This is a genomic window from Pseudogemmobacter bohemicus (assembly GCF_003290025.1).
Classification (GTDB): domain Bacteria; phylum Pseudomonadota; class Alphaproteobacteria; order Rhodobacterales; family Rhodobacteraceae; genus Pseudogemmobacter; species Pseudogemmobacter bohemicus.
Genome location: NZ_QNHG01000003.1, coordinates 787006 through 807164 on the forward strand (window position 1 = coordinate 787006; position 20159 = coordinate 807164).

The following is a 20159-nucleotide window of genomic DNA, read 5'->3' on the forward strand; positions in this document are numbered from 1 at the left end:
ACAGGGGGCCGTGGCCGATCTGATCAGCGCTCGCCGGTCTGACGCACCGCCTCGCGGTCCAAAGAGCGCGCGACCCAGGCTTTCACCGCCGGCGTCACGGGCAGATTGTCGCCGAACCAGGCAAACGGCGCCGCACAAAGCAGATCCGCCGCGCTGTATTCCGCGCCCAGCAGATAGGGATGTTTCACCAGCGCCTCATCCAGCCGCGCCAGCGCCGTGTCATAGTCGCGCAGCGAGGCTTCCACCGCCGGATGTTTCAGCCCGGCCCAGTTCAGGATCGTCACCGGCTCGAACACGCCCTGATACCAGATCAGCCAGGAGAGATAGCGCCCGCGCTCGGGGTGGCCGACCGGGCGGCCCAGCCCGCCCGCCGGAAAGCGGTCGGTCAGGTAAAGCATGATCGCCGCCCGCTCGCGGATCTCATCCTCGCCATCGGTCAGATAGGGCACCTTGCCCTCGGGATGCGGATTGGCCGGGTCGCGGGCGCCCGATCCGTCCTGGCGCGGAATATCCACCTCGATGGTCTCGATCTGATCGCTGATGCCCAATTCCAGGATCAGCTGTTTCACGCTGGTCGAGCGGCTGTTCGGGGCGTGGTAGAAGGTCAGCATGATTTGACTCCTTTGCTGTTTGGCCGCATCTCTGCACCAGCCCTGCTGACAGAAGGTGACAGGATGGCCCGCACCGACCGGTTGATGCGTCTGATGGATATGCTGCGGCGTTTGCCCCCGCCGGTCACTGCCGACCGGCTGGCGCAGGAGACCGGCGTGTCACAGCGCCAGCTTTACCGCGATATCGCCACGCTCCGGGCCGGGGGCGCGCTGATCGACGGCGAGGCCGGGCTTGGCTATGTGCTGACCGAGGATCCGGCGCTGCCGCCGCAAAGCTTTTCCCGGCTGGAGATCGAGGCGCTGCTTATGGCGGTGCAGTCGCTGGACCGGGTCGGCGATGCGGCACTGACCGAGGCGGCAAGAGCCGCGATGGCGCGCATCATCGCAACGCTGCCCGGCGACCAGCCGCGCCAGGCGCTGCATGCGATCATGCGGAGTTTTTCCCCCGGACCTGACCGCATGCCGCCGGTGATCGACCTCGGCGCGCTGCGCCGCGCCTGCTGGGAGGAGGAGGCGGTCCGGATCACCTATACCGATCTGAAGGGCGAGGCCTCCGAGCGGGTGATCTGGCCGCTCGGCATGTCCTATGGTGACCGCAATCTCCTGCTGCTGGCCCATTGCCGCCTGCGGCAGGATTACCGGCTGTTCCATATCAACCGGATCGCCCGCCTGGAGGCGACCGGCGAGAGTTTCCGACCGCAGCGCGTGCCGCTGATGCGGGCCTACCGTCAGAGCAGGGTTATGGAAGGAGCTTGCCGGGAAGGGGCGCTCTGACTCAGGCGGCCTTGTCGCCTTTGGCCGCAGTTTCCACTGCGGCAGGTGGACGGGCGGGCCGCGCGGGCTTTTTGCCACGCTGTGGTTCGCGCCGTTCCGCAATCTGGCGGATCAGCATCGCCACCGCAAAAGCCGCCACCGTCGCCAGCCCAAGCCAGGCTGAAATGGCAATCGTCAGGTTAGGCCAGACCTGCAGCGCCAGCGCGAAAGACAGCGCAAGCAGCGCGATGGCGGCGGCGCGATACAGGATCCGGCGCCGGCGCGGCGGCTTGCCGCCCAGCACTTCCTCATGGTGGCGCGGCATGGCGAGCGACAGGGCCGCAAAGCCGAAGCCACACAGGATCAGGGAAAGCCAGCCTTGCATGATCATTCTCCGGGTACGGTCGCGGGGCGGCGGGGCGGGGCGATCCGGGCGGCTTTGGAGCGGCTGTGCCAGGCGGCATAGCCGGCGGCGAGGCCAGAGATCAGCGCCATCAGATCGACCGAGGCCAGCACCATATCGCCTCGCCACAGCGCCAGCGCGAGGTTCGAAGGGCCGGTCACCGCATTCAGCACCGGCATCAGCAGCAAAAGCGCGGCAGTCAGCCCCAGCTGCGCGGTCCAGGCCCGGGCAGGGGGGCGCAGGAAACCATGCAGCATCGCTGCGGCCCAGATTCCGAAGAAGGCGGCGATCTCCAGCTCTGCCCGCCCCAGCGAGGCGGTCGCAGCCTCGGCCGGAAGCAGCCGGCTGGCCCAGAAATAGCCGGCACAGGCAAGGCAAAGCCCGGCAATGCTGCCGATATTCAGCCGGTCTACAAGGCACAGACCAACGGGTTTCACCGCCGCTTTCGCGTGTTTGGCCGCCCGTTTCGACACCCAGAGCACCAGCCCCGTCCCGACCATCACCGTGCCGGCAAGGCCCGCGATAAAGAACAGCCAGCGCAGCCCGGTATCGGCAAAGCGCGCCCGGTGCAGCGCGCCAAGCGCCATATTGATCTTCGCAACCGCGCTGGCCCCGGGGCGCCCTGTCTCGTCCAGCAGCGCGCCGCTCAGCCCGTCGAAACGCAACCGCTCGACCCCGTTTGACCCGGAGCCGCTTTGCACCGTCACCACCGATTGCCTCAGCGGCACCAGCACGATTTCAGGGGCCGCAGTGTCGAGTTTCCCGATCTGGATCCGCCCGACCGGCATCCAGTCCCAGGTTGCCTCTGCCTGGGCCATCAACGGCGCGAGCGGGGTCAGCACCGGCAGCGGGCGGGGCGGCGGCGGCTCGACCACTTCCTGTGGGGGGGCAGGCCCCCGCGCGGGCCCGCGCTCGATCACGAAGGGCATCAGCGTGGCGACAAACAGCACAAGGCCCGAAAAGGTGATCATAATGTGATAGGGCAGCGCCAGAACGGCGGTCATATTATGCATGTCCAGCCAGGAACGTTGGCCCTTCCCTGGGCGGAAGGTGAAGAATTCCTTGAATATTTTCTTATGGGTGATCACGCCCGAGAGGATGGCGATGAACATGGCCATGGTGGCGATGCCGACGATCCAGCGGGCCAGCTCGCGCGGCAATCCGTAAAGCTCGTAATGGAAACGGTAGAGGAATTCGCCGCCCGCCGTCTCGCGCGGGTGCAGGATCTCGCCGCTGCCGCTGTCGAGCACGGTGACCGGGCCGCCGCGCCGGCCGGCGGCCTCGCCCGGTTTCGACCAGGAGACCGAAAGCACCGGGCTGCGCGGATCGGGCAGAGTGATCGACCAGGAGGAGGCCTCCGGCGCCAGCTCGGCCAGCCGTTTCAGTGCCAGAGCCGCCGGGTCTTCGGCGGGGCGCTGGCCATGCAGCTCGGGGCGCATCCAATAGGTCACTTCCGAGCGGAAATAGGCGATGGTGCCGGTCAGGAAGATCGCAAATAGCAGCCAGCCCAGCAGCAGGCCGGTCCACGTATGCAGCCAGGCCATCGACTGGCGGAAACCGGTTTTCATGCGCGCACGTCCGGCAGGAACCAGACAAGGGCGCCGCACAGCGCCACCGGGATCAGCACCCCGGCCCAGGCTCTGTAACTGTCGCGGGCGGCGAAGACCCAGACCGAGACCAGCGCGAAGACGATGAAGGACAGCATCAGCGCCAGCTGACTGGCATCGCGCACCTCCATCGGCACCACGCGGCGGAAGGCCAGCACGAAGAGATTGGCAAGCAGATAGCCCCCCGCCACCGCCGCAAGACTGCGCGAGGCGACCGCGATCCGGTAGCGCAGGCCCTCATCATCGGGTTTTGGCCTTTTGGCCCCGGCGGTGCGGATGCCGCCCGCTTTGGTCAGGGTCTCAGGGGCGTCGGTCTGGCCTGCGCTGGCTGGCATATCGGGTTCCGGTCGGGGCAAAAGCTGCGGGGAAGGGATGCCCCCGCGCCCGGCGAGGGGCGCGGGAGCGAGGGGGCCGGGCGCGAGGGGCGCAAGCGCGGCGAGGCTGCGGCGCGGGAGCAGGGCACCGCAGCCCGGGGAATGGCTTTACTGAACCGGCGCGATGCGGGTCAGCTGATCGCCTTTGGCATCATCCTGGCCACGCGCCTTGTTGACGGCGAAGACCACACCCTCCGACGTCACCGCCAGGTGGTTCGGGAAGGAATACCCGTCGAGATTGGCGGTGATCGCCCCGCTTGCCGCATCGACCACGGTGATGGTGTCAGAGGCGCGGTTCGCGACATAAAGCTGGCCGCTGGTTGCATCGAAAACCACGTTCAGCGTCTGCGCGCCGACCGGGGTGTCAAAGAGAACCTTGCCTTCAGCATCCAGCGCGATCACGTCATCGCTGCCTTGCGAGGCGATGAAGATCCGTCCGGTCGCCGGGTCGATATCGACGCCCGACGCGGTTTTCGCGCCCGGCAGCGGGATGATGGTGGTCTCGCGGCTGGCAAGGTCGATCCGCGCCAGTTCCGGCGTCCGCAGCGATACGGTGTAAAGCTGGCCCTTATCGGCGTCGAGCACGAGGCTCATGGTGCCGAACTGGCCGCCACGCTCGGCCGATTGCACCTCGAACCCTTCCAGTTTCTCCAGCGTTTTCAGATCGAATTCCTCGATCCGGGTGCGGTGGGTCGAGACCCAGGCCCGGCCGCGCGCGGTGTCGATCACCACATCGCGGGGCTTTTCGACCGAACCCGGCTCGAATTGTTTGACCAGCGAGAGGTCGTCCTGCTTGTAGATCGCGACCGAGGAGGTGCGGGTATTCGTCACCCAGACGGTGCCGTTCTCATCATCCACCGCGATGCCGAAAGCACCGTAAAGCCCGTTTTCCTTGTCGAAATAGGGCGAGGCCTCGGCCAGTTTCTCCAGCGTCGTTGCGTCGAATTTGACGATGGAAGAGGTGCCCTTGTCGCCGCGCCCGGTGGCCGAGGCGGTAAAGACGGTGCCGTTCTTCGCGCTGACCGCCACCTGATAGACGCCCGGCGCGGTTTTGACGCTGATGCCGGTGAATTTCTCAGCCCCCGAAAGCGGGATCTCGGGCGAGATTTTCAGATCGACCACGGCGGCGCTGTCGGGGCCTTCCGCCTCGACCACGATCGGATGCTGACCGGTCACCGCGTCAGCAGGCAGCGTCAGCGGGAAGGCGAATTTGCCCTCGGTATCGGCGCTGAGCCCCTCGGGCGAGATCAGATCGCCGCCACGGCTGAGCGTGACGATCTGGCCGGGGGCAAAGCCCTCGCCCGAAACCTCGACCATGCCGCCGGCATAGGCCGGGCTGCGGTTCGGCCCCGAGAAAGAGACCTTGCCGGCAAAGGATGCGGGCGCGTCGAACACCGCCTCGGCGGCGGCAAGCGAGGTGCTGCCCAACAGAAGGACAAGCGCGAAAGCGGGGCGGGAGAAGCGGACCATGACGGCTCCAGAATGTCGGTGAATGAGGGCCGGCCCCCGGTTTGGGGGCCGGCTGCCGGGATCAGAAGGTCGAGGTCAGCCCGACAAAGAAGCGACGGCCATCATTGTAATTGGTGGCGCCGAAGGTCTTGTCGCCGATATTGTAGATGGCGACCGAGCCCTTGATAGTGTCGTTGAACCGGTAATCGAGGCCGATATCAAAGATCGCGTGCTCCTTGATCCTGCTGTTGCCGGTATCGAAAGAGGCGCTGCGATATTGCGCATTGCCCCAGACCGAGAGCGCCTCATTCGCCTGCCAGTCCACGCCGAGATTGGCAACATGCAGCGGGCTGTTGTTGAAGCGGGTGCCAGTGCGGGCGCCTTTGGTCACCTTGCTGTCGGCATAGGTGTAGTTGAGGTTGAAGCCGACATCGCCCAGCGTCCAGTCAACGGTGGCCTCGACGCCGTTCAGCTCGGCCGCGTCGCGGTTCACATATTGGTTGATCCATTTGATCGGATCGGTGGGGGTGTTCATGCCGCAATTCGTCGGCAGGCCCGGGTAATTGACCGGATCGGCGGGGTTCATACAGATCCGCTCGGTGGTGATGCGGTTCTTGAACCGGGTGTGATAGGCGGTCAGGCCGATCTGCACACCATTTTCCGCTTCCCAGATCGCGCCGATCTCGAAATTGGTGCTTTCTTCGGGTTTGAGGCTGGTATTGCCCTGATCGCGCGCCCGGCCATCGCCGCCCGAGGGTTCAAAGATATTGTCATCCGCCTGTTTCAGCGTCGGCGTCTTGTAGCCGCCCGACACGCCGCCCTTGATCGTCAGCGCCTCTGACGCGTGCCAGACCGCATAGAGGCGCGGCGTCACATGCGAGCCATAGCGCTCATTCTCGTCATAGCGCAGGCCGAAGGTCACCGTCACATCATCGGTGAGGTGGAAATTGTCCTCGCCGAACACCGCCCAGTTCCAGCGCGTCATCACCGGGTTGACGCTGACCCGGTTCGGCGAATGGCGGGTGGTCTCGTCGCGGTAATCAAAGCCCAGCGTCAGGTCGTGACGGCCGATGCTGAGGTTGGTTTTGGAGTTCAGGTTCCACAGCTCATAGCCGGAAATATTGGTGCCGTTCCTGAAATCGACATCCTCATAGGTGACGAAGCTGTTGGTCTCATAGCCCTGGCCCCAGGTGATCTTATGACCAAGCGCATAGTTCATCCGCTCGACCTCGACGCCGCCGGGCGTGCCGCCCGGGGTCAGGTTGACGGTGTCAGACGCGCTGGAAACCATTTCGAACTCAAGCCCCTGGCTGTCGTCGATGGCCCAGGTCAGCTTGGCCCCGATGGATTTGCGCTCGGTATCCTGCGAGGGGCGGGCGCCGGTGCCCGCGACCTGCAGCGCCGGTTTCGAGCGGTCATGGATAGAGCCGTAGACCGCAAGGCCAAGGCGGCCCTCGATCAGCGGCCCGCTCAGGTAGAACCGGCCCTCATAGGCGCTGCCGGCATTGTTGTCCTGCCAGGTCGAGTTCCCCATCATCAGCGAGCCCGACCAGACATCGGAAACCGGTTTGGTGATGACATTGATCACGCCGCCCGAGGCCGCAGTGCCGTAAAGCGAGGACATCGGGCCACGGATGACCTCGATCCGCTCGATGGCGGAAGGCGGCGGCAGGTAAGACATGGCAAGGCCCGAGCCAAAGCCGTTATAGGTGGCCTCCTGCGAGTTGCCGATGGGGCGGCCGTCAACCAGGGTCAGCACATAGCTTTCACCCAGACCCCGGATCGAGATGGTCTCGGCCCCCGAACGGGCTGACGGGGAGGAAACCACGACCCCCGGCACCCGGCGCAGCACATCGGCGATGGTGGCATAGGGCTGCGATTCGATCTCTTCGCCGGTGATAACGGTGATGGTCGCCGGCGCATCGGGCAGCGCCTGGGCCTGGCCGGTTGCGGTCAGAACGATGGTCCCGAGGGTCTCTGCCTCTTCCTCTGCTTCGGTCTGCTGCGCATGCACCATGCCGGTCAGTTGCGGCAGCGCGACCGCCAGCGCGACGGCCCAGACCGGCAGGCCGGACAGCAGCCCCGCCCTGATATCACGGTGTTTCTTCATCATGGTCTCCCCTTGGCCGGGACCCGCTGAGGGTCCGGATGAATGCGGCGTTATGATTGCTTCACGCAGCAGGGCGCCGGCACTGAACCGCCGTACAAAGTTTTTTTGTCGGATTTTCCGGTGCCGGTTTCCGCCAGATCCGGGCCGCCCGGCGCCACGGGGGGGGGAAGGGCGGAAAAATTGGCGCGAATTTGCAACAGGACCGGCCCGGCCCCTGCCGGCCATGGCGCCCGTGGTGGACAGGCCGGGTGTCACAAAATAGGACTGAGGCACAGCCGGACCCGGCCCCTGTGGCCTGCCATGCCAGAAATTCCCCGCGCTTCAATGGCTTACTGGCACTGGCTATGTCTTCCACCGATTCCGACAATATCGGCCGGCTTTACAGCGAGGAGGGCGACCGCCTTGAGCGCCAGATTGCGCGCCGTACCGGCAACCCGTCGGTGGCGCGCGACCTGGTGCATGATGTCTTCCTGCGCTTCTGGGAGCGGACGGCAGCGCTGTCGGGCAATCCTGCGGCCTTTCTCAGCCGCTCGGCCCGCAATGTTTCGATCGACCATCTGCGGCGCGAAAGGGTGCGTGAGACCTATGCCCGCGTCACGCCGGCGGCCGAGGCGCCCAGCGATCCCGCCTATGAGGCCATCGCCGCCGATCAGTCGCGCGAGGCGGTGAAACAGGCGATCCGCGATCTGCCCGAGGTGACGCGGCGGCTTTTTCTGATGAACCGCGCCGAGGGTCTGACCTTCCAGGAAATCGCCAGCCGCTGTGGCATGTCAGAGCGCAACGTGGCAAAGCATATGGCGAAGGCCGTCGCCTCCTGTGCCCGCGCGCTGGACGACACGCAGACTCCATGAGGTTCCAGGATTTGACCCAGGACCAGAGGCAGGATCAGAGGCAGGTGGCCAGCCGGGCGCCGGGCGAGGCAGAGGCTGCAAAGCGCGAGGCCGAGGCCGCGCGCTGGCTGGTCGACCTGATCGCCGATCCGGCAGCCCGCCAGGATGCGGGTTTTCAGGCCTGGGCCGGTGATCCGGCCAATGCCCGGGCCTTTGCGACGGCGGAAAAAGCCTGGGATATGGCGGCGGACCTTGCCCCGGACCTCGCCCGTGAGTTTCCGCGCCAGGAGCGCCCGGTCGGGCGAAGCTGGCGCTGGCCGCGCCTTTTGCCCGCAGGTCTTGCCATGGCTGCGCTGGCGCTGGCCGGGATCTGGCTGGACCAGGTTCGCCCCGATCTGCGGCTTGCGCTGCTCGCCGATCACGCCAGCCGGGCGGGTGCGGCGCAGGCTCTCGCGCTGAGCGACGGCTCGCGCCTGGTGCTTGATGGCGGTTCGGCGCTGGATTTCGCTGATCTCGCCGATGGTCGCCAGGTGACGCTGCTGGGCGGCGCTGCCTTTTTCGATGTGGCAAAGGATGGGCGGCCCTTTACCGTGCGCCTCGGTCGCACGACGGTGCGCGCGCTTGGCACCCGTTTTGCGGTACGAGATTGCGGTGGCTGTATCGAGGTGACGCTGGAAGAGGGGCGGGTCGAGGTCGCGACCGATGGTGGCGTGGCGCTGGCGCTGGAGCCGGGCCAGCAGCTGCGCCAGGTCGCGGATGGGCCCGAACGCATCCGCGCGGTCGATCTGCCCGCGGCCCTGGCCTGGCGCGAAGGACGCTACACTTTTTACGACGCGCCGCTGCGCGATGTGGCGGGCGTGCTGGAGCGCCATGGCGCCGGCGCGATCTTCATCCGCAACCCGGCGCTTGCCGGCAGGACGATTTCCGGCAGCATCGACCTCGGCGATGCGCCGGCCGAGCTGGAAGCCCTGGCCGAAGCGATGGGCTTTCGCATCATCCCTCTGCCGGGTGGTCAATTGCTGATCTGATCCGGTTCTGCCCCATTCCGCCAGCCAGACAGCCCGCGAAACTCTCTTCCCTTCTCCGGGCCGCATGCAGCCAGACCCTGCAATCCCCGCCCCGCAGCGGCCCCCGGAGCCGACCCGCTGCGCGCAGCGCCAGAGACTGGAAAACAATGTCGGATCGCCGCCACTTCGCTTGCAAAGGGCCTCTCGCCGCGCTGGCGATGGGGCTTTTACTGGTTCTGGCACTGCCCCGCCCCGTCATGGCCGAGGCGCCGGGCCATGAGTTCAGCCAGCCTGCGCAACCGCTTTTGCAGGCGGTGACCGAAATCGCACGGGTGGCCGGGGTCTCCGTGGTGATCAAGGGCAGCGGCGCGGGGCTGAGCGGGCCGGCCCTGGCGGGGCGCATGACGCTGGATCAGGCGCTGGCAACCGTCCTTGCAGGAAGCGGCGCCACCTGGCACCGCAGCAGCGGCGGACGTATCATCGTGACGCTGCCGATACCGCAAAGCGCGCCGGAGAAAACCGCAGCCGAGCCGGAAATGAGCCTTGGCACCATCGTGCTGACCGCGACCGGCCAGCCGCAGCTCCTGACCGATGCCCCGGCGACGATGACGGTGATTTCCGGCGATGACATCGCCACCCGCCCCACCGGCACGCTTGCGGATCTCTTGCGCGATGTGCCGGGGCTTGCGGTGACCGGGCCGCTGCGCGACGGGGTGCCGCTGGTGACCCTGCGCGGCATGGGTCCGTCTTGCCTGCTTTTTATGATCGACGGCCGCCCGCTCAGCGCCTCGGAAGAGGCCAGCTATAACGGGCACGGCATCAATTCCAAGATCGGTTTCCTGCCGCCGGTGCCGGTGATCGACCGGATCGAGATCATCCGCGGCCCGATGTCCTCACTTTACGGCTCGGCTGCTTCGGGCGGGGTGATCAATGTGATCACCCGCAGCATTCCGGATCAGTGGGGTGGCTCGGCCGCACTGGGCTATACCCATGATACCAGCCCCGATGCCGGGGCCTCGACCGAGGCACGGCTGATGCTGGGAGGGCCACTGATCGAAGACCGGCTGGGCCTGATGCTCTATGCCGCGCGCAACCGGCGCGGCGAGGACGGGCCGGGTTTTGGCGGCCAGGGGCAGGGGGGCACCGATCGCACGGGCCTGGGCCTGCGGCTGCGCTACAGCCCGGATGCGCGCCAGAGTTTCGACTTTGACCTGCGGCAAAGCCGGCTGGATTTCCACCGCAGCGCCATCGGCACCGGGCGGGCGCGTGACACGCTGGTGGTGAACCGCGCGCTCAGCCTCAGCCATCATATGGACTGGGGCGGCGGCGCCGTCACCGACAGTTTCCTCCAGGGCGAGGCGACGGATTTCCGCTCGGGCACCGCCAGCGGCCATGATGCCATCACCTTCAACACCCATACCGCGCTGACCGCAGGCCGTCACAGGCTGAGCTTTGGCTATGAATACCGGTTCGAGCGCACCCGCCATGACCCGGGCCGCCTGCTTGGCTCGGCGGATACCAGCCCCGACCGCTGGCATCACGCCTGGTTCGCCGAAGGGGAGTTCAGGCTGCGCGAGGATATGGTGCTGACCCTTGGCCTGCGCCGCGACCGCAACGAGAATTACGGCACCGCCTTTACGCCGCGTGCCTGGCTGGTCTGGCATCTCTCGCCAGAGCTGACGCTGAAAGGCGGGATCGGCACCGGCTACCGCGTGCCGGCGCTGAAACAGGGCGACAGCAACGTCTCCGAACCCTCGGGCGGCAATGGGCGCTCCCGCGATCGCGGCAACTCGGCGCTCAGGCCCGAACGCAGCACCAATCTGGAGCTGGGCCTGGTCTGGGAACCGCAAAGCGGCCTGCAACTGGGCGCCACGCTGTTCCATACCGGCTTTCACGACCGGATCACCCGGCGCGACCTGTGCCGCACTCCCTCCGATCTGCCGCCCGGCTGTATGCTGGAGGGCGCGGTCTATGAGGCGGTCACCCAATATGTGAACGAGGACCGCGCCGATATCACCGGGGTTGAACTGACGCTGGATATGCCGCTGGGGCCACTGGATCTGTCAGCCAACTATACCTGGTCGGCCTCGGAGGTGACGCGCGGCAGCAATCGGGGCCAGCCCTTTCACCGCCTGCCGCGCCATATGCTGAACCTTGGCGCTCGGATGGAGGCGGGCGACACTCTGACCCTGCGCGCAGATCTGCGCCTGCGCAGCCATTCGCTGTCGACGGGACGCAGCAGCCGGGTGCCGGGGCATATGATCCTGGATCTGGGCCTTGATTGCCGGCTGGGTGACGAGACCGTGCTGACAGCAGGCATTTACAATGTCACCGACAGGCGGCTGGATGAGTCCGTACCCAATGGGCGGAGCTTTTATCTCGGACTGAGCCGCAGCTTCTGAGCGTTCCGGAGCTGCGTCAGGGATGAGGCAGGCGGCCAGATACTGTTCCGTATCAGGGGCCGGGTTTCACGATGCGCAGCCCATGGATGCGGCGTAAAGGGGCCGGCTGCCTGGGCGGAGGCACCCGGAAGACAGCGCAGGGCGCAGCAATCACCTGGTGGAAAAGGCGTTTTCCACCCCGAGCGCATCCAGCGCGATTGCCGGTGGTCCGGCGGCGAAGTCGTGGCGCCCCTGCCCGAAGGAAGAGAATTGCGTCAGCGGGTCATCCTGTGCCCAGCCCAGGCGGTCGCAAAGCAGCAGCCAGGCAAGAGCAAACAAGGGAAACAAAGCAAGCAGGGCCAGCAAGTGTCATCCTTTCTTGTCAGATCCGTGCCAGTCAGGCTCAAAATTATGAACAAACTACAAACAGGAAATGGCCGAACGGAGGCAGGATGAAAAAAAGCCGGCTGGTGGCGGAGGCGGCCATTGCTGGCGGGCCAGATCAGTGCGGCTGGACAGTTTCTGGCCCGGTTTCCCGGCGAGGCTTACCGGAAGGCTTTCCCCCGGGCTCTCTCGGGGGGCTTTCCAGGAGTGGCAGCGGTGCCGTCGGCTTTCCCGCGTCATATGCGCAAAGCCTGGCCGCCGTCATGTGGCCAGCAAAGCCTGGTTTCGCGGATCGATCCCGTCATCCCCTCCACGCGTGAGCCGCGTCCCCGCGACAATCTCCGACCCGAGGGGCGTCAGCTTACAGCCGGCCCGGAGCCAGGTCGCTCAGTTATCCCTGGGCAGGTGGCAGATGCGCCGCGAACAGACAGCGCCTCCAGGAAGTGCAGCGCTTTCAGCAAGATGCCGGTCTCGTCGGTCATCAGGTCAGGATCATGCCCTCGCGGGTCGGGGCCGGCTGCGGCTGGTATATGCGCCCGGGATATAGCCCACCGCCCTGAAGGAGCTGCCTCCTCCAATGGCCGCGACCCGCCGCAGCACCGCATCGGCTCCACATCGAAACGGGGCCAGCCGGGTCAGTGTCGCCGGACAACATGATGGGACTGACCCGGTACAGAGCCAGATAGCCGGTAAGGCAGCGGGAAACCGCAGTTGCAAATAGCGCGGGAAACCTCAGCCTGGGGCAGGGGAGACATCGCCGGGAGGCCGGCTGAAAGCCAGTCCTGAACCTGCAAACCTTGTCAGGGACATGTCAGGCCAGGCCACAATGGGCAGGGCGACCCGGCAGGCATTCGCAGCCTCAAAGCAGGTGAGTTTCGCCGGGAGGCACAGGGCGATATGACGGATGAAAATCTCGGTCAGGTGAGGGTTCTGGCGGCATTCCTGCCCACAAACCGGCAGCGACCGGCGGGCATGCGCGCGCGACGGAATGTGCGGTCCGTCTGTCGGTCTCGTCTGCTGACCACTTATCAGAATGCCGGTACAGGTCCCGGTGGGGATGGAGTCGGTTGCCTGCAGCCGGCGCACGCAAACAGGCAGGGTCGGACAATCGGCGAGCCGGGTTGGCAGCCTGTGACCAACGGGCAGAATTGACCCTTCGACCGCTTGGGCAAAGGGGCGAATCCCGCCTGCATGCGCCGTTTTGGCGGGCTGGCGGGAAGGCGCCCGCCGGGGGCGCTGCACTATGGCCAGGCCGGATCGGCCCGGATCGCGCGGTGGTCGCGGCTGATGACGCGGAGTGGCTGGCAAGACCTCGGGAACGGCCATTCCCGGTCGCCATTGCGTCCCTGGTGCCGGCAACGGAGGCGGGGCCGGAAATCCGGCATGCATCCCGGGCAGAGCGTCGGGCAGCAGTTGTGCTCCCCGCAAGGGGCGGCTCTCGGGCATGAGAAAAGCACCCCGCATCGGGATCGCTCTGCCCCGCGATGATCGGCCCCTCAGATCGCGGACTGGGTCGGGGGACCCTCGGGTTCCGGTGGTGCGGTGGCGCGACGCACGATTGCGCGCATCCCTGGGCAGGGTGACGAAACGGGTGCCGCTCAGGCAGGCGGTCGGGGTGGCAGCGGCAGGCCACGGCCCCAACCGGCCTGTCGGGGATCACGAAGATACCGCAGGCCCCGGGGCTGTCTCCCCCACCCAGAGCCATCGGCCCGGGTGCCGGCCTGGCTCTGCATGACCTTCCCGGCTTTCAGCGTGACGGTCAGGGCACGCTGAATGCGGCCCGGATGTTGAGGCGCCTGCGAGAACCTCTGTTCTGGCCTGTCGCCCTTGCACATCAAAGCGGCTTTGCCCTGGCGCCGTCATTGAGGACAGAGGGCAGACCGGCCGGACAGGTGTTTTCGCTTCGATGATCCTGACGCTGCACAAATCGGCTTTTGCGTATGCTCGCGGCCGGGCCTGGCGGTGTCGGCATATCGTCGGTCTATGCCGTGCTGCGGGGACCTCGTCTCGTCCGGGGGCGGCATCGCGAGGGACGGCCAGTCGGGCCCTTGCGAAGATCTCGATATCGTTCTTCCAGGCCTCAATCCGGGCCGTTCCCGGGGGCAGAAGACGGTGCCAGCGGTTTGACAACGCCATCCGGCCTTGTGAGGGGGCGTTCCGGGTCGGCGATGGTCTGACGGGGCTGCCCGGAACGATTCAGGAAACATCTCTGATAATCCGCCCGCAATCCGGTCATTGCCCGAAGGCATCAAGGCTCACGATCAGGACAGGTTGCGCGGCCGCTTGCGGGCGCCGCTATGGGCGGTCAGACGGACGAACCCCATTGACGAGGATCTTTTGGGTCGTGACGCGGGGACGTGCTGCGGAGGGCGAAATCGGTCTCGGTGAAGTTGCGAAGGGCAGAGGGTCGGGGGGCGCCTGAGCGATCAGCGACTTTCACATGAAAGCTCCGCCAGAATCACCTCGCTGCCGCAAAGCCCGGGGCCAAACCCCTTTCTCCTCGCGAGGCGTATGCGCAGCCCGTTCCTGGCACAGGGCACAGCCTTTCACTCATCACAAGGGCAAAAGTCGCCCCCTTTTTTGCCGCAACGCAGCCCAATCCCGCAGGTTGCCGCAGTGCAGAATACAGCCCTTTGCTAATGCAGCGAAGCCCCGGCCAGATTTGGATTGACTTCTCGCAGTGGTCGCAGCAAACCAGACGCTGGGTTAACCAATCGTATTTTTTTTAGTTCCGCGTCGTGTCCCTGGTTGCCACACCTTCGCATTAGAACCTCAAATTAAACATAGGTTGGAAATGCATTTTACTCATTCCATGCTTGTGGCTTTTGGTACCGCGTTTTCGATTGTCGTTTTGCTTGTCCTTACGCGCCGGTTGCATGGCCGCTACTCGCTTGACAGTCAGGCGGGGGTGCAGAAGCTGCACACCGCTCCGACCCCGAGGATTGGCGGAATAGCTATCATGGCCGGCTTACTCTTGGCGGGTCTCGCTGTGCCCGAGGGTGAGAAAACGCTCTGGGCGCAACTCGGCATCGCGGCAATTCCTGCTTTTGTCGCGGGTCTGGCCGAGGATATGACCAAGCGCGTCGGCGTGGGCGCGCGGCTGTTCGCGACCATCTGCTCGGGGCTGATCTTCTGCCTTCTCAGCGGAATCGCCCTTACGCGGGTCGATCTGCCCGGGGCAGACTGGCTGTTGTCCTTCCCGGTGATGGCGCTGTTCTTCACCGCTTTTGCCATTGGCGGCGTGGCCAATGCGATCAATATCATCGACGGGGTGAATGGGCTGGCCTCGGGCACTGTGATCATCATCCTGTCGGGCTTTGCTGCGCTGGCATGGCAACAGGGCGATACCGAGCTGGTCGGCGTCAGCCTGATCATGGCCGCCGCCCTGGGGGGCTTCTTCCTGATGAATTTCCCGGTGGGGCGAATCTTCCTTGGCGATGCCGGCGCCTATACGGCGGGCTTCATGCTTGCCGCGATTGCCGTCGCCCTGCCGATGCGCAACCCCGAGATCTCGCCGCTGATCGGTCTTCTGGCCCTGTCTTACCCGGTGATCGAAACCATGGTCTCGATCCATCGCCGCATGGTGCGCGAGGGCGCCCATCCCGGCCAGCCCGACCGGTTGCATCTGCACAGCCTGGTCTATCGCAGCCGCGCCAGGCGCCTCGCGCAGCTGATCGGAGCGCCGCATATGCGCAATCCGCTGACCAGCGTGATCCTGTGGTCATTGTCGCTGATCCCCGTCGCGCTGATGGTGCTGTTCCACAATTCGACCGTTGGTATCCTGCTGTCTCTGGCAGGGATGACGGTCCTGTATCTGATGATTTATCGCAGGGTCGCGCTGTTGCGCCGTCTGGCTCCGAAAGGCCAGAGCTGGCAGAGCGTGACCGAGGCAAAGTGACCGAGGCAAAGTGCCGAAGCAAAGTGACTGAGGCAAAATGATGGAGGCAGCCCGCAGCGCCGGATTGACTGCTGAACAGCGCTCTGCTTCGGGTGAACCGGATCAAAGCGCCGCCTGGTGAGCGGCGCCTTTCTCGCGCCGGATTGTGCCCTTGCCGGGCCGGGTGCGGTCTGGCTTTGATCCACAGAAGACAGGGCATGCCTGGCCGCTTTCAACGGGCCTGCGGGTTTCGATGATCGGAGCCGGCAATGCCCTGCGCTGATCGACATCGTTGCCCCTGCGGGCTGCGACTTTCGGCATACCCATCCCGGGAACGGCCAGCAGGGGGATGAACGCCTGCCGGTATCTGTCGTGACCCCCGGCAGCTGAGACCCGTTCCGGTTGATCTGCGCCGGGCGGATTTTTCCATCGGCCCCGCGCCGCAGATCGCGCGTCATTGCGGCGCGCCGGAAAGGGGATGCCGGCCTTGCGGGCCAGAAACTGGCCGGGCAACCACGTCTTCCGGCCAGAGGGGCCGCTGCCGGATCGCCGCTCCCCTGATCCGTGCGACCATATCTGGCGGGGGGTGCTGACGGTTTCGCCACAGCCATGCCGGCCTGTCTCGCCTGTACCCTGTATCCCAGGCCTTGCGCTTCGCGCGGCAAGGGGAGCACCCATTGACTGGCATCGTGTTGGTGCTTCTGAGGGGATCAGGCGCCCTTCTGCTGCGCAATCTTTGCCGATTGACCATGGCGCGGATGGCGCGGCTCGTGCCTTTCTTTCCCAGGGGTCATGGCCGTCCGCGCGTCGGCGGCCGACGCGGCCTTGGCGTCATAATTTTCATCCATAGCAAAGGGTTGCGAGGGTCGCAATGCGCCCCGCGAATAGGGCCCGCCAAAGGCCCCTTGATAGCCGTTGGAGGCGCTGGCGCCGGATGGGCGAGGTCACCCTGATGATGCCCGGCCCCCCTGTCTGCGGGTGAAAAAGGGATGTGAAGGGGGCGCGCGTAGGCCTCCGGAATATGCCCGGCTGATCGGTCGCATGAAATATGGCCTGAACACCAGGATGGCGTTGTTGGCCTTCGGTCGGGACCGCCCTGTCAGCCCGTTCGTCACCGCAGGACCGGACGGCGATTGCAGCGGAGCCGCTGCTCTGCTCGGCCGCTTTTCAAGGGCGGACCGGATGCTGGCAGGCCGGGATTATGACGCCGACTGGTTCAGCGAGGCATTGAAAGCCACGGGGACAGAGGCATGCATCCTGGGCCTGAAGAGCCGCAGGAAAGCGGGCGGCTATGACAAACGCCGCAATCGCACCGACATCATGGTTCACTGGGTTCTGGAACTGGAGGCGCGGTGCCGGCTGCTGTGACAGATGCCCTTCTCTTCCTCTCGGCAGCACTCCCGGCGCGGCCATCCTTTTTTGGCTTTGATGGTCGACGAGACTGGAGACTAAGCTCTGACCCCGGGGTACGGTCCGGGCGGGCGGCACCTGGGCTTCCTTTGGAACTGAGCCTGCTCCGGCTTTCCAGTTGTTTCCCCCGTCCCCCCGTCCCCCCGGCGGCGGCGAGGCGGCCCCACAGGCACGATATCCTTGAAGGTGGTGCCGCATTGCGCAAGGCCCGGAGCATCAGACCCCCTTTGGCGCGGGAGGAAGGGAGCCCTTTGCGCCGCTGTGAAGGTGACAGGGGCAAGCGTCGATTGACCGGCCCGAAAATGGCAGGCTGCGGGTCTTCTGTGCCGGCGGCTTCTTCCGGCATCGGTGCCTGCCTTTGCCGGGGTTGCCCGTCGCGGCAAACCTCATATCGGGCCGGGAGCAGGCTGGCGGATCGGGATATGGCCGTTTTGCGTTTCGCAAGGAAGGATCCGCCAGCGTTGCAGAGCCGGCGCAGAGGGTGGCAGCCGTGACCGCCCCTCGGGGCGTGATCTGCTTGCCGGAGCTCTGTGACACCTGACCTCTTCCCTGTCGCGGAGATGCCTGGCGGTCTTTGTCACGCGGGGGCGAAACCGGGGGGGCAGACAGTGACCGGGCTGGCTGCCGGCTCTGGACTTTCGCGGCTGACGGTTTCATCGTCGGCCGGATCCGCAAAGGGGCAGGGGCCGCGTGACCGGATCCCCCTGCAAAGGAGCCTGTGATGCCCGATAAGAATACCGCAGCGCTGGATTTTCTGGCCTCCCGCCTGTCGCAGCCGGCAAAGATGTTCCGCCCGCCGGTGCCCTCGCATGAGGAACTGGCGGCGATGCTGCACCTGGCGCTCCGGGTGCCGGATCATGGCAAGCTGGAGCCCTGGCGGCTCATCGTGCTGGAAAGAGCCGATTTCACGCGGCTGGCCGATCTGGCAGAGGCCCGCGGCCGGGAAATGGGCGCCGATGCCGAAAAGCTGGATAAGGGGCGCGGGCAGTTTGATCGCGGCCATCTTGCAGTGGCGGTAATTTCCGCGCCCAAAGCCTCGGACAAGATCCCGGTCGAGGAGCAGGTGCTGTCAGCCGGGGCTTTGTGCATGTCGCTCCTGATGGTGGCGACCGCCTCGGGCTGGGGGGCGAACTGGCTGAGCGGCTGGCCGGCGCATGACGCAGAGTTCTGCGCCCGCGCCTTTGGCTGCAAGGACGGTGAGACCGTGGCCGGGATCATCCATATCGGCACCTCGGCGCATGAATTTCCAGACCGGCCGCGTCCGGACCCGGCGCGGGTGGTGCAATGGGGCCTCGGCCCCGCCTGAACCCCTTCTGACCCCGCGCCTGATGACCCCGAAACGAGCCCCATCGCCCATGCTTCTGGCCGCGCTGCGTGACACATTCGGATTGCTGCGCGCGCGGCCCTGCCGCCGGCTCGCTCTGCTCTCGGCGGCTCTGAGCCTTGCGCTGCTGGTCGCGGCGCTGGCGGTTATGCTGCTGATCTATGGCCATATCCTGGCAGGGGAAGGCGCGGAAAAAGGCCGCGATCAGGGCCTGGCAGATCTCTTCGGGATCAATGGTATCGCCTTTCTGCTGGTTGCCTCCATCGGGCTGATGACCCCGGTTGCGGCGGTGTTCGGCGCGCTTTCTGCCGGGCCGGTCTCTGGCATGATCGAGCATCTGCGCTGGTCGATGGTCGCAGAGAACCAGAGCAGACCGCCGGCCAGGGACTGGGTTAATTTCACCGGCCTGCTGGTTGCGGCCAATGCGCTGACGATCATGCTGATCGTGTTTCTGACCGATCTTCTGGGGTCTGCGGCGCTGCTCTTATGGCCCATGGTGAACGGTGCGCTGCTGGGACGGGAATATTTCACCCTGGTAGCGCGCCGCCATCTTGATCCGGGGGCACTGGCAAAGTTGCGTGCCGCGCATCGCGGCCGGATCTGGGTCGCAGGGATCGTGACCGCGCTGTTCCTGAGCCTGCCGCTGCTGAACCTGGCCGCGCCCTTTCTGGGGCTGGCCTGGTTTGCGCATATCTTTCACCGGCTGCGTGCCGGCTGAGCAGATCACTGCGTGGCGGCCGGAGTATCCGCCTCTTTCGGCGGCAGGATGCCCCGGAAATCCAGATCTTCGACGGTGATGCCGCCCCAGATGATCACCGACGCCATCGCCCCCCAGATCACCGTCGCGAAACCCGTCGCGATCAGGGCCGAGCGGCCGACATTTTCCTCTGCCGGGGCGCTGGCAGGCGTTCCGGGCACGATCTCTCCCGCCTCGGCCTGGGTGCGGGTGCGCAGCATCAGCACGATGTAAAAGGTCAGGAACCAGGTGATCGCGTAGAGAACAATGCCCGAGGTGAGGTTCATACCTGTTCCAGCTCCACCAGACAGCCGTTGAAATCCTTGGGATGCAGGAAGAGGACAGGCTTGCCATGCGCGCCGATCTTCGGCTCGCCGCTGCCCAGAACGCGGGCGCCCTGTGCCTTCAGCCGGTCGCGCGCGGCAAGGATATCCTCGACCTCATAGCAGATGTGGTGAATGCCGCCGGAGGGGTTCTTTTCCAGAAAACCATTGATCGGGGAATTCTCGCCCAGCGGGTAGAGGAGTTCGATCTTGGTATTCGGGAGTTCGATGAAGATCACCGTCACGCCATGGTCGGGCTCATCCTGCGGGGCGCCGACTTTCGCGCCCAGCGTGTCGCGATACTGGCGCGCGGCGGCCTCCAGATCGGGGACGGCAATGGCGACATGGTTCAGACGTCCGATCATCGGCTTCTCCTGTACTGTGATCCGGGTCCCGGGGCGACTACAAGGCGGTCCGGGGGCGGGCTGAGACGACTTATGCGCGCAGCAGAAGGCCCGGGCAAGAGGGCAGGGGTATAAGCGGCGCCCCCGTTAACGCGGGATTCACCCGGATCCTGCCAGTCTGGTGGCCGAGAATCATCCCCGTCCCGCCCCCCGCCTCTGCCGCGAAAGGAAAGGCC

General features: G+C 65.8%; 17 protein-coding genes. 8 read left to right on the plus strand and 9 right to left on the minus strand.

The window, feature by feature from the left end; translation table 11 throughout:
• Positions 1-23 precede the first annotated feature (23 nt).
• Complete coding sequence (locus tag DRF71_RS18765) at positions 24-611, minus strand: glutathione S-transferase family protein (protein WP_112312025.1); 588 nt, start codon at positions 609-611, stop codon at positions 24-26.
• Between the two features lie 63 nt (positions 612-674).
• Here DRF71_RS18765 and DRF71_RS18770 point away from each other — a divergent pair, with 63 nt between their 5' ends.
• Entirely contained in the window at positions 675-1385 is a 711-nt protein-coding gene (locus DRF71_RS18770; protein WP_112312026.1) for a helix-turn-helix transcriptional regulator, read from the plus strand.
• A 1-nt stretch (position 1386) separates the two neighbouring features.
• On the opposite strand, the gene DRF71_RS18775 is transcribed toward DRF71_RS18770, so the two are convergent.
• The 5 genes from DRF71_RS18775 to DRF71_RS18795 all read right to left on the minus strand — a co-directional run bounded on the left by DRF71_RS18775 (position 1387) and on the right by DRF71_RS18795 (position 7307).
• A complete protein-coding gene (locus tag DRF71_RS18775; protein ID WP_157971156.1) occupies positions 1387-1749 on the minus strand; it encodes a DUF3325 domain-containing protein in 363 nt (120 codons plus the stop codon).
• 2 nt (positions 1750-1751) lie between these two features.
• Complete coding sequence (locus tag DRF71_RS18780) at positions 1752-3335, minus strand: PepSY-associated TM helix domain-containing protein (RefSeq protein WP_112312028.1); 1584 nt, start codon at positions 3333-3335, stop codon at positions 1752-1754.
• A complete protein-coding gene (locus DRF71_RS18785; protein ID WP_198672263.1) occupies positions 3332-3709 on the minus strand; it encodes a DUF3649 domain-containing protein in 378 nt (125 codons plus the stop codon). The genes DRF71_RS18780 and DRF71_RS18785 overlap by 4 nt, the downstream gene beginning before the upstream one ends.
• Before the next feature lie 147 nt (positions 3710-3856).
• The gene (locus DRF71_RS18790; protein ID WP_112312029.1) at positions 3857-5218 is read right to left on the minus strand and encodes a Vgb family protein; all 1362 of its coding nucleotides are present in this window, start codon (positions 5216-5218) and stop codon (positions 3857-3859) included.
• A gap of 61 nt (positions 5219-5279) precedes the next feature.
• Entirely contained in the window at positions 5280-7307 is a 2028-nt protein-coding gene (locus DRF71_RS18795; RefSeq protein ID WP_112312173.1) for a TonB-dependent receptor domain-containing protein, read from the minus strand.
• Between the two features lie 344 nt (positions 7308-7651).
• Between DRF71_RS18795 and DRF71_RS18800 the strand changes: the two genes are divergently transcribed.
• The 3 genes from DRF71_RS18800 to DRF71_RS18810 all read left to right on the plus strand — a co-directional run bounded on the left by DRF71_RS18800 (position 7652) and on the right by DRF71_RS18810 (position 11546).
• Positions 7652-8158 (plus strand): RNA polymerase sigma factor, encoded by a 507-nt coding sequence (locus tag DRF71_RS18800; protein WP_112312030.1) that lies wholly within the window; start codon positions 7652-7654, stop codon positions 8156-8158.
• Complete coding sequence (locus tag DRF71_RS18805) at positions 8155-9165, plus strand: FecR family protein (protein ID WP_112312031.1); 1011 nt, start codon at positions 8155-8157, stop codon at positions 9163-9165. The genes DRF71_RS18800 and DRF71_RS18805 overlap by 4 nt, the downstream gene beginning before the upstream one ends.
• A 146-nt stretch (positions 9166-9311) precedes the next feature.
• Positions 9312-11546: a TonB-dependent receptor gene (locus tag DRF71_RS18810; protein WP_112312032.1), complete on the plus strand. Its 2235-nt coding sequence runs from the start codon at positions 9312-9314 to the stop codon at positions 11544-11546.
• 150 nt (positions 11547-11696) lie between these two features.
• Here DRF71_RS18810 and DRF71_RS18815 read toward each other — a convergent pair whose 3' ends face one another.
• The gene (locus DRF71_RS18815) at positions 11697-11891 is read right to left on the minus strand and encodes a hypothetical protein (protein ID WP_112312033.1); all 195 of its coding nucleotides are present in this window, start codon (positions 11889-11891) and stop codon (positions 11697-11699) included.
• Positions 11892-14868: 2977 nt separating this feature from the next.
• Between DRF71_RS18815 and DRF71_RS18820 the strand changes: the two genes are divergently transcribed.
• The 4 genes from DRF71_RS18820 to DRF71_RS18840 all read left to right on the plus strand — a co-directional run bounded on the left by DRF71_RS18820 (position 14869) and on the right by DRF71_RS18840 (position 19238).
• On the plus strand, positions 14869-15807 hold the full coding sequence (locus DRF71_RS18820; protein ID WP_232831579.1) for an MraY family glycosyltransferase: 939 nt from the start codon (positions 14869-14871) through the stop codon (positions 15805-15807).
• A gap of 1020 nt (positions 15808-16827) precedes the next feature.
• The gene (locus DRF71_RS29480) at positions 16828-17154 is read left to right on the plus strand and encodes a hypothetical protein (protein WP_408634551.1); all 327 of its coding nucleotides are present in this window, start codon (positions 16828-16830) and stop codon (positions 17152-17154) included.
• 763 nt (positions 17155-17917) lie between these two features.
• Positions 17918-18502, plus strand: coding sequence for a nitroreductase family protein (locus DRF71_RS18835; protein ID WP_112312036.1), 585 nt, complete (start codon positions 17918-17920; stop codon positions 18500-18502).
• Between the two features lie 22 nt (positions 18503-18524).
• Entirely contained in the window at positions 18525-19238 is a 714-nt protein-coding gene (locus DRF71_RS18840; protein ID WP_232831580.1) for an EI24 domain-containing protein, read from the plus strand.
• A 5-nt stretch (positions 19239-19243) separates the two neighbouring features.
• Here the strand turns inward: DRF71_RS18840 and DRF71_RS18845 are convergent, their stop codons facing one another.
• Positions 19244-19543, minus strand: a complete 300-nt coding sequence (locus DRF71_RS18845; protein ID WP_112312038.1) for a DUF1467 family protein — start codon at positions 19541-19543, stop codon at positions 19244-19246.
• A complete protein-coding gene (mce, locus tag DRF71_RS18850) occupies positions 19540-19944 on the minus strand; it encodes a methylmalonyl-CoA epimerase (RefSeq protein ID WP_112312039.1) in 405 nt (134 codons plus the stop codon). The genes DRF71_RS18845 and mce overlap by 4 nt, the downstream gene beginning before the upstream one ends.
• Positions 19945-20159 lie beyond the last annotated feature (215 nt).

What these genes read in the sequence shown, in the direction of transcription:
- DRF71_RS18765 (WP_112312025.1), bottom strand. Translation starts at nt 611, where the DNA reads ATGCTGACCTTCTACCACGCCCCGAACAGCCGCTCGACCAGCGTGAAA.
- DRF71_RS18785 (WP_198672263.1), bottom strand. Translation starts at nt 3,709, where the DNA reads ATGCCAGCCAGCGCAGGCCAGACCGACGCCCCTGAGACCCTGACCAAA.
- DRF71_RS18835 (WP_112312036.1), top strand. Translation starts at nt 17,918, where the DNA reads ATGCCCGATAAGAATACCGCAGCGCTGGATTTTCTGGCCTCCCGCCTG.
- DRF71_RS18780 (WP_112312028.1), bottom strand. Translation starts at nt 3,335, where the DNA reads ATGAAAACCGGTTTCCGCCAGTCGATGGCCTGGCTGCATACGTGGACC.
- DRF71_RS18775 (WP_157971156.1), bottom strand. Translation starts at nt 1,749, where the DNA reads ATGCAAGGCTGGCTTTCCCTGATCCTGTGTGGCTTCGGCTTTGCGGCC.
- DRF71_RS18810 (WP_112312032.1), top strand. Translation starts at nt 9,312, where the DNA reads ATGTCGGATCGCCGCCACTTCGCTTGCAAAGGGCCTCTCGCCGCGCTG.
- DRF71_RS18820 (WP_232831579.1), top strand. Translation starts at nt 14,869, where the DNA reads ATGGCCGGCTTACTCTTGGCGGGTCTCGCTGTGCCCGAGGGTGAGAAA.
- DRF71_RS18795 (WP_112312173.1), bottom strand. Translation starts at nt 7,307, where the DNA reads ATGAAGAAACACCGTGATATCAGGGCGGGGCTGCTGTCCGGCCTGCCG.
- DRF71_RS18805 (WP_112312031.1), top strand. Translation starts at nt 8,155, where the DNA reads ATGAGGTTCCAGGATTTGACCCAGGACCAGAGGCAGGATCAGAGGCAG.
- DRF71_RS18800 (WP_112312030.1), top strand. Translation starts at nt 7,652, where the DNA reads ATGTCTTCCACCGATTCCGACAATATCGGCCGGCTTTACAGCGAGGAG.
- DRF71_RS18845 (WP_112312038.1), bottom strand. Translation starts at nt 19,543, where the DNA reads ATGAACCTCACCTCGGGCATTGTTCTCTACGCGATCACCTGGTTCCTG.
- DRF71_RS29480 (WP_408634551.1), top strand. Translation starts at nt 16,828, where the DNA reads ATGAAATATGGCCTGAACACCAGGATGGCGTTGTTGGCCTTCGGTCGG.
- mce (WP_112312039.1), bottom strand. Translation starts at nt 19,944, where the DNA reads ATGATCGGACGTCTGAACCATGTCGCCATTGCCGTCCCCGATCTGGAG.
- DRF71_RS18840 (WP_232831580.1), top strand. Translation starts at nt 18,525, where the DNA reads ATGACCCCGAAACGAGCCCCATCGCCCATGCTTCTGGCCGCGCTGCGT.
- DRF71_RS18770 (WP_112312026.1), top strand. Translation starts at nt 675, where the DNA reads ATGGCCCGCACCGACCGGTTGATGCGTCTGATGGATATGCTGCGGCGT.
- DRF71_RS18790 (WP_112312029.1), bottom strand. Translation starts at nt 5,218, where the DNA reads ATGGTCCGCTTCTCCCGCCCCGCTTTCGCGCTTGTCCTTCTGTTGGGC.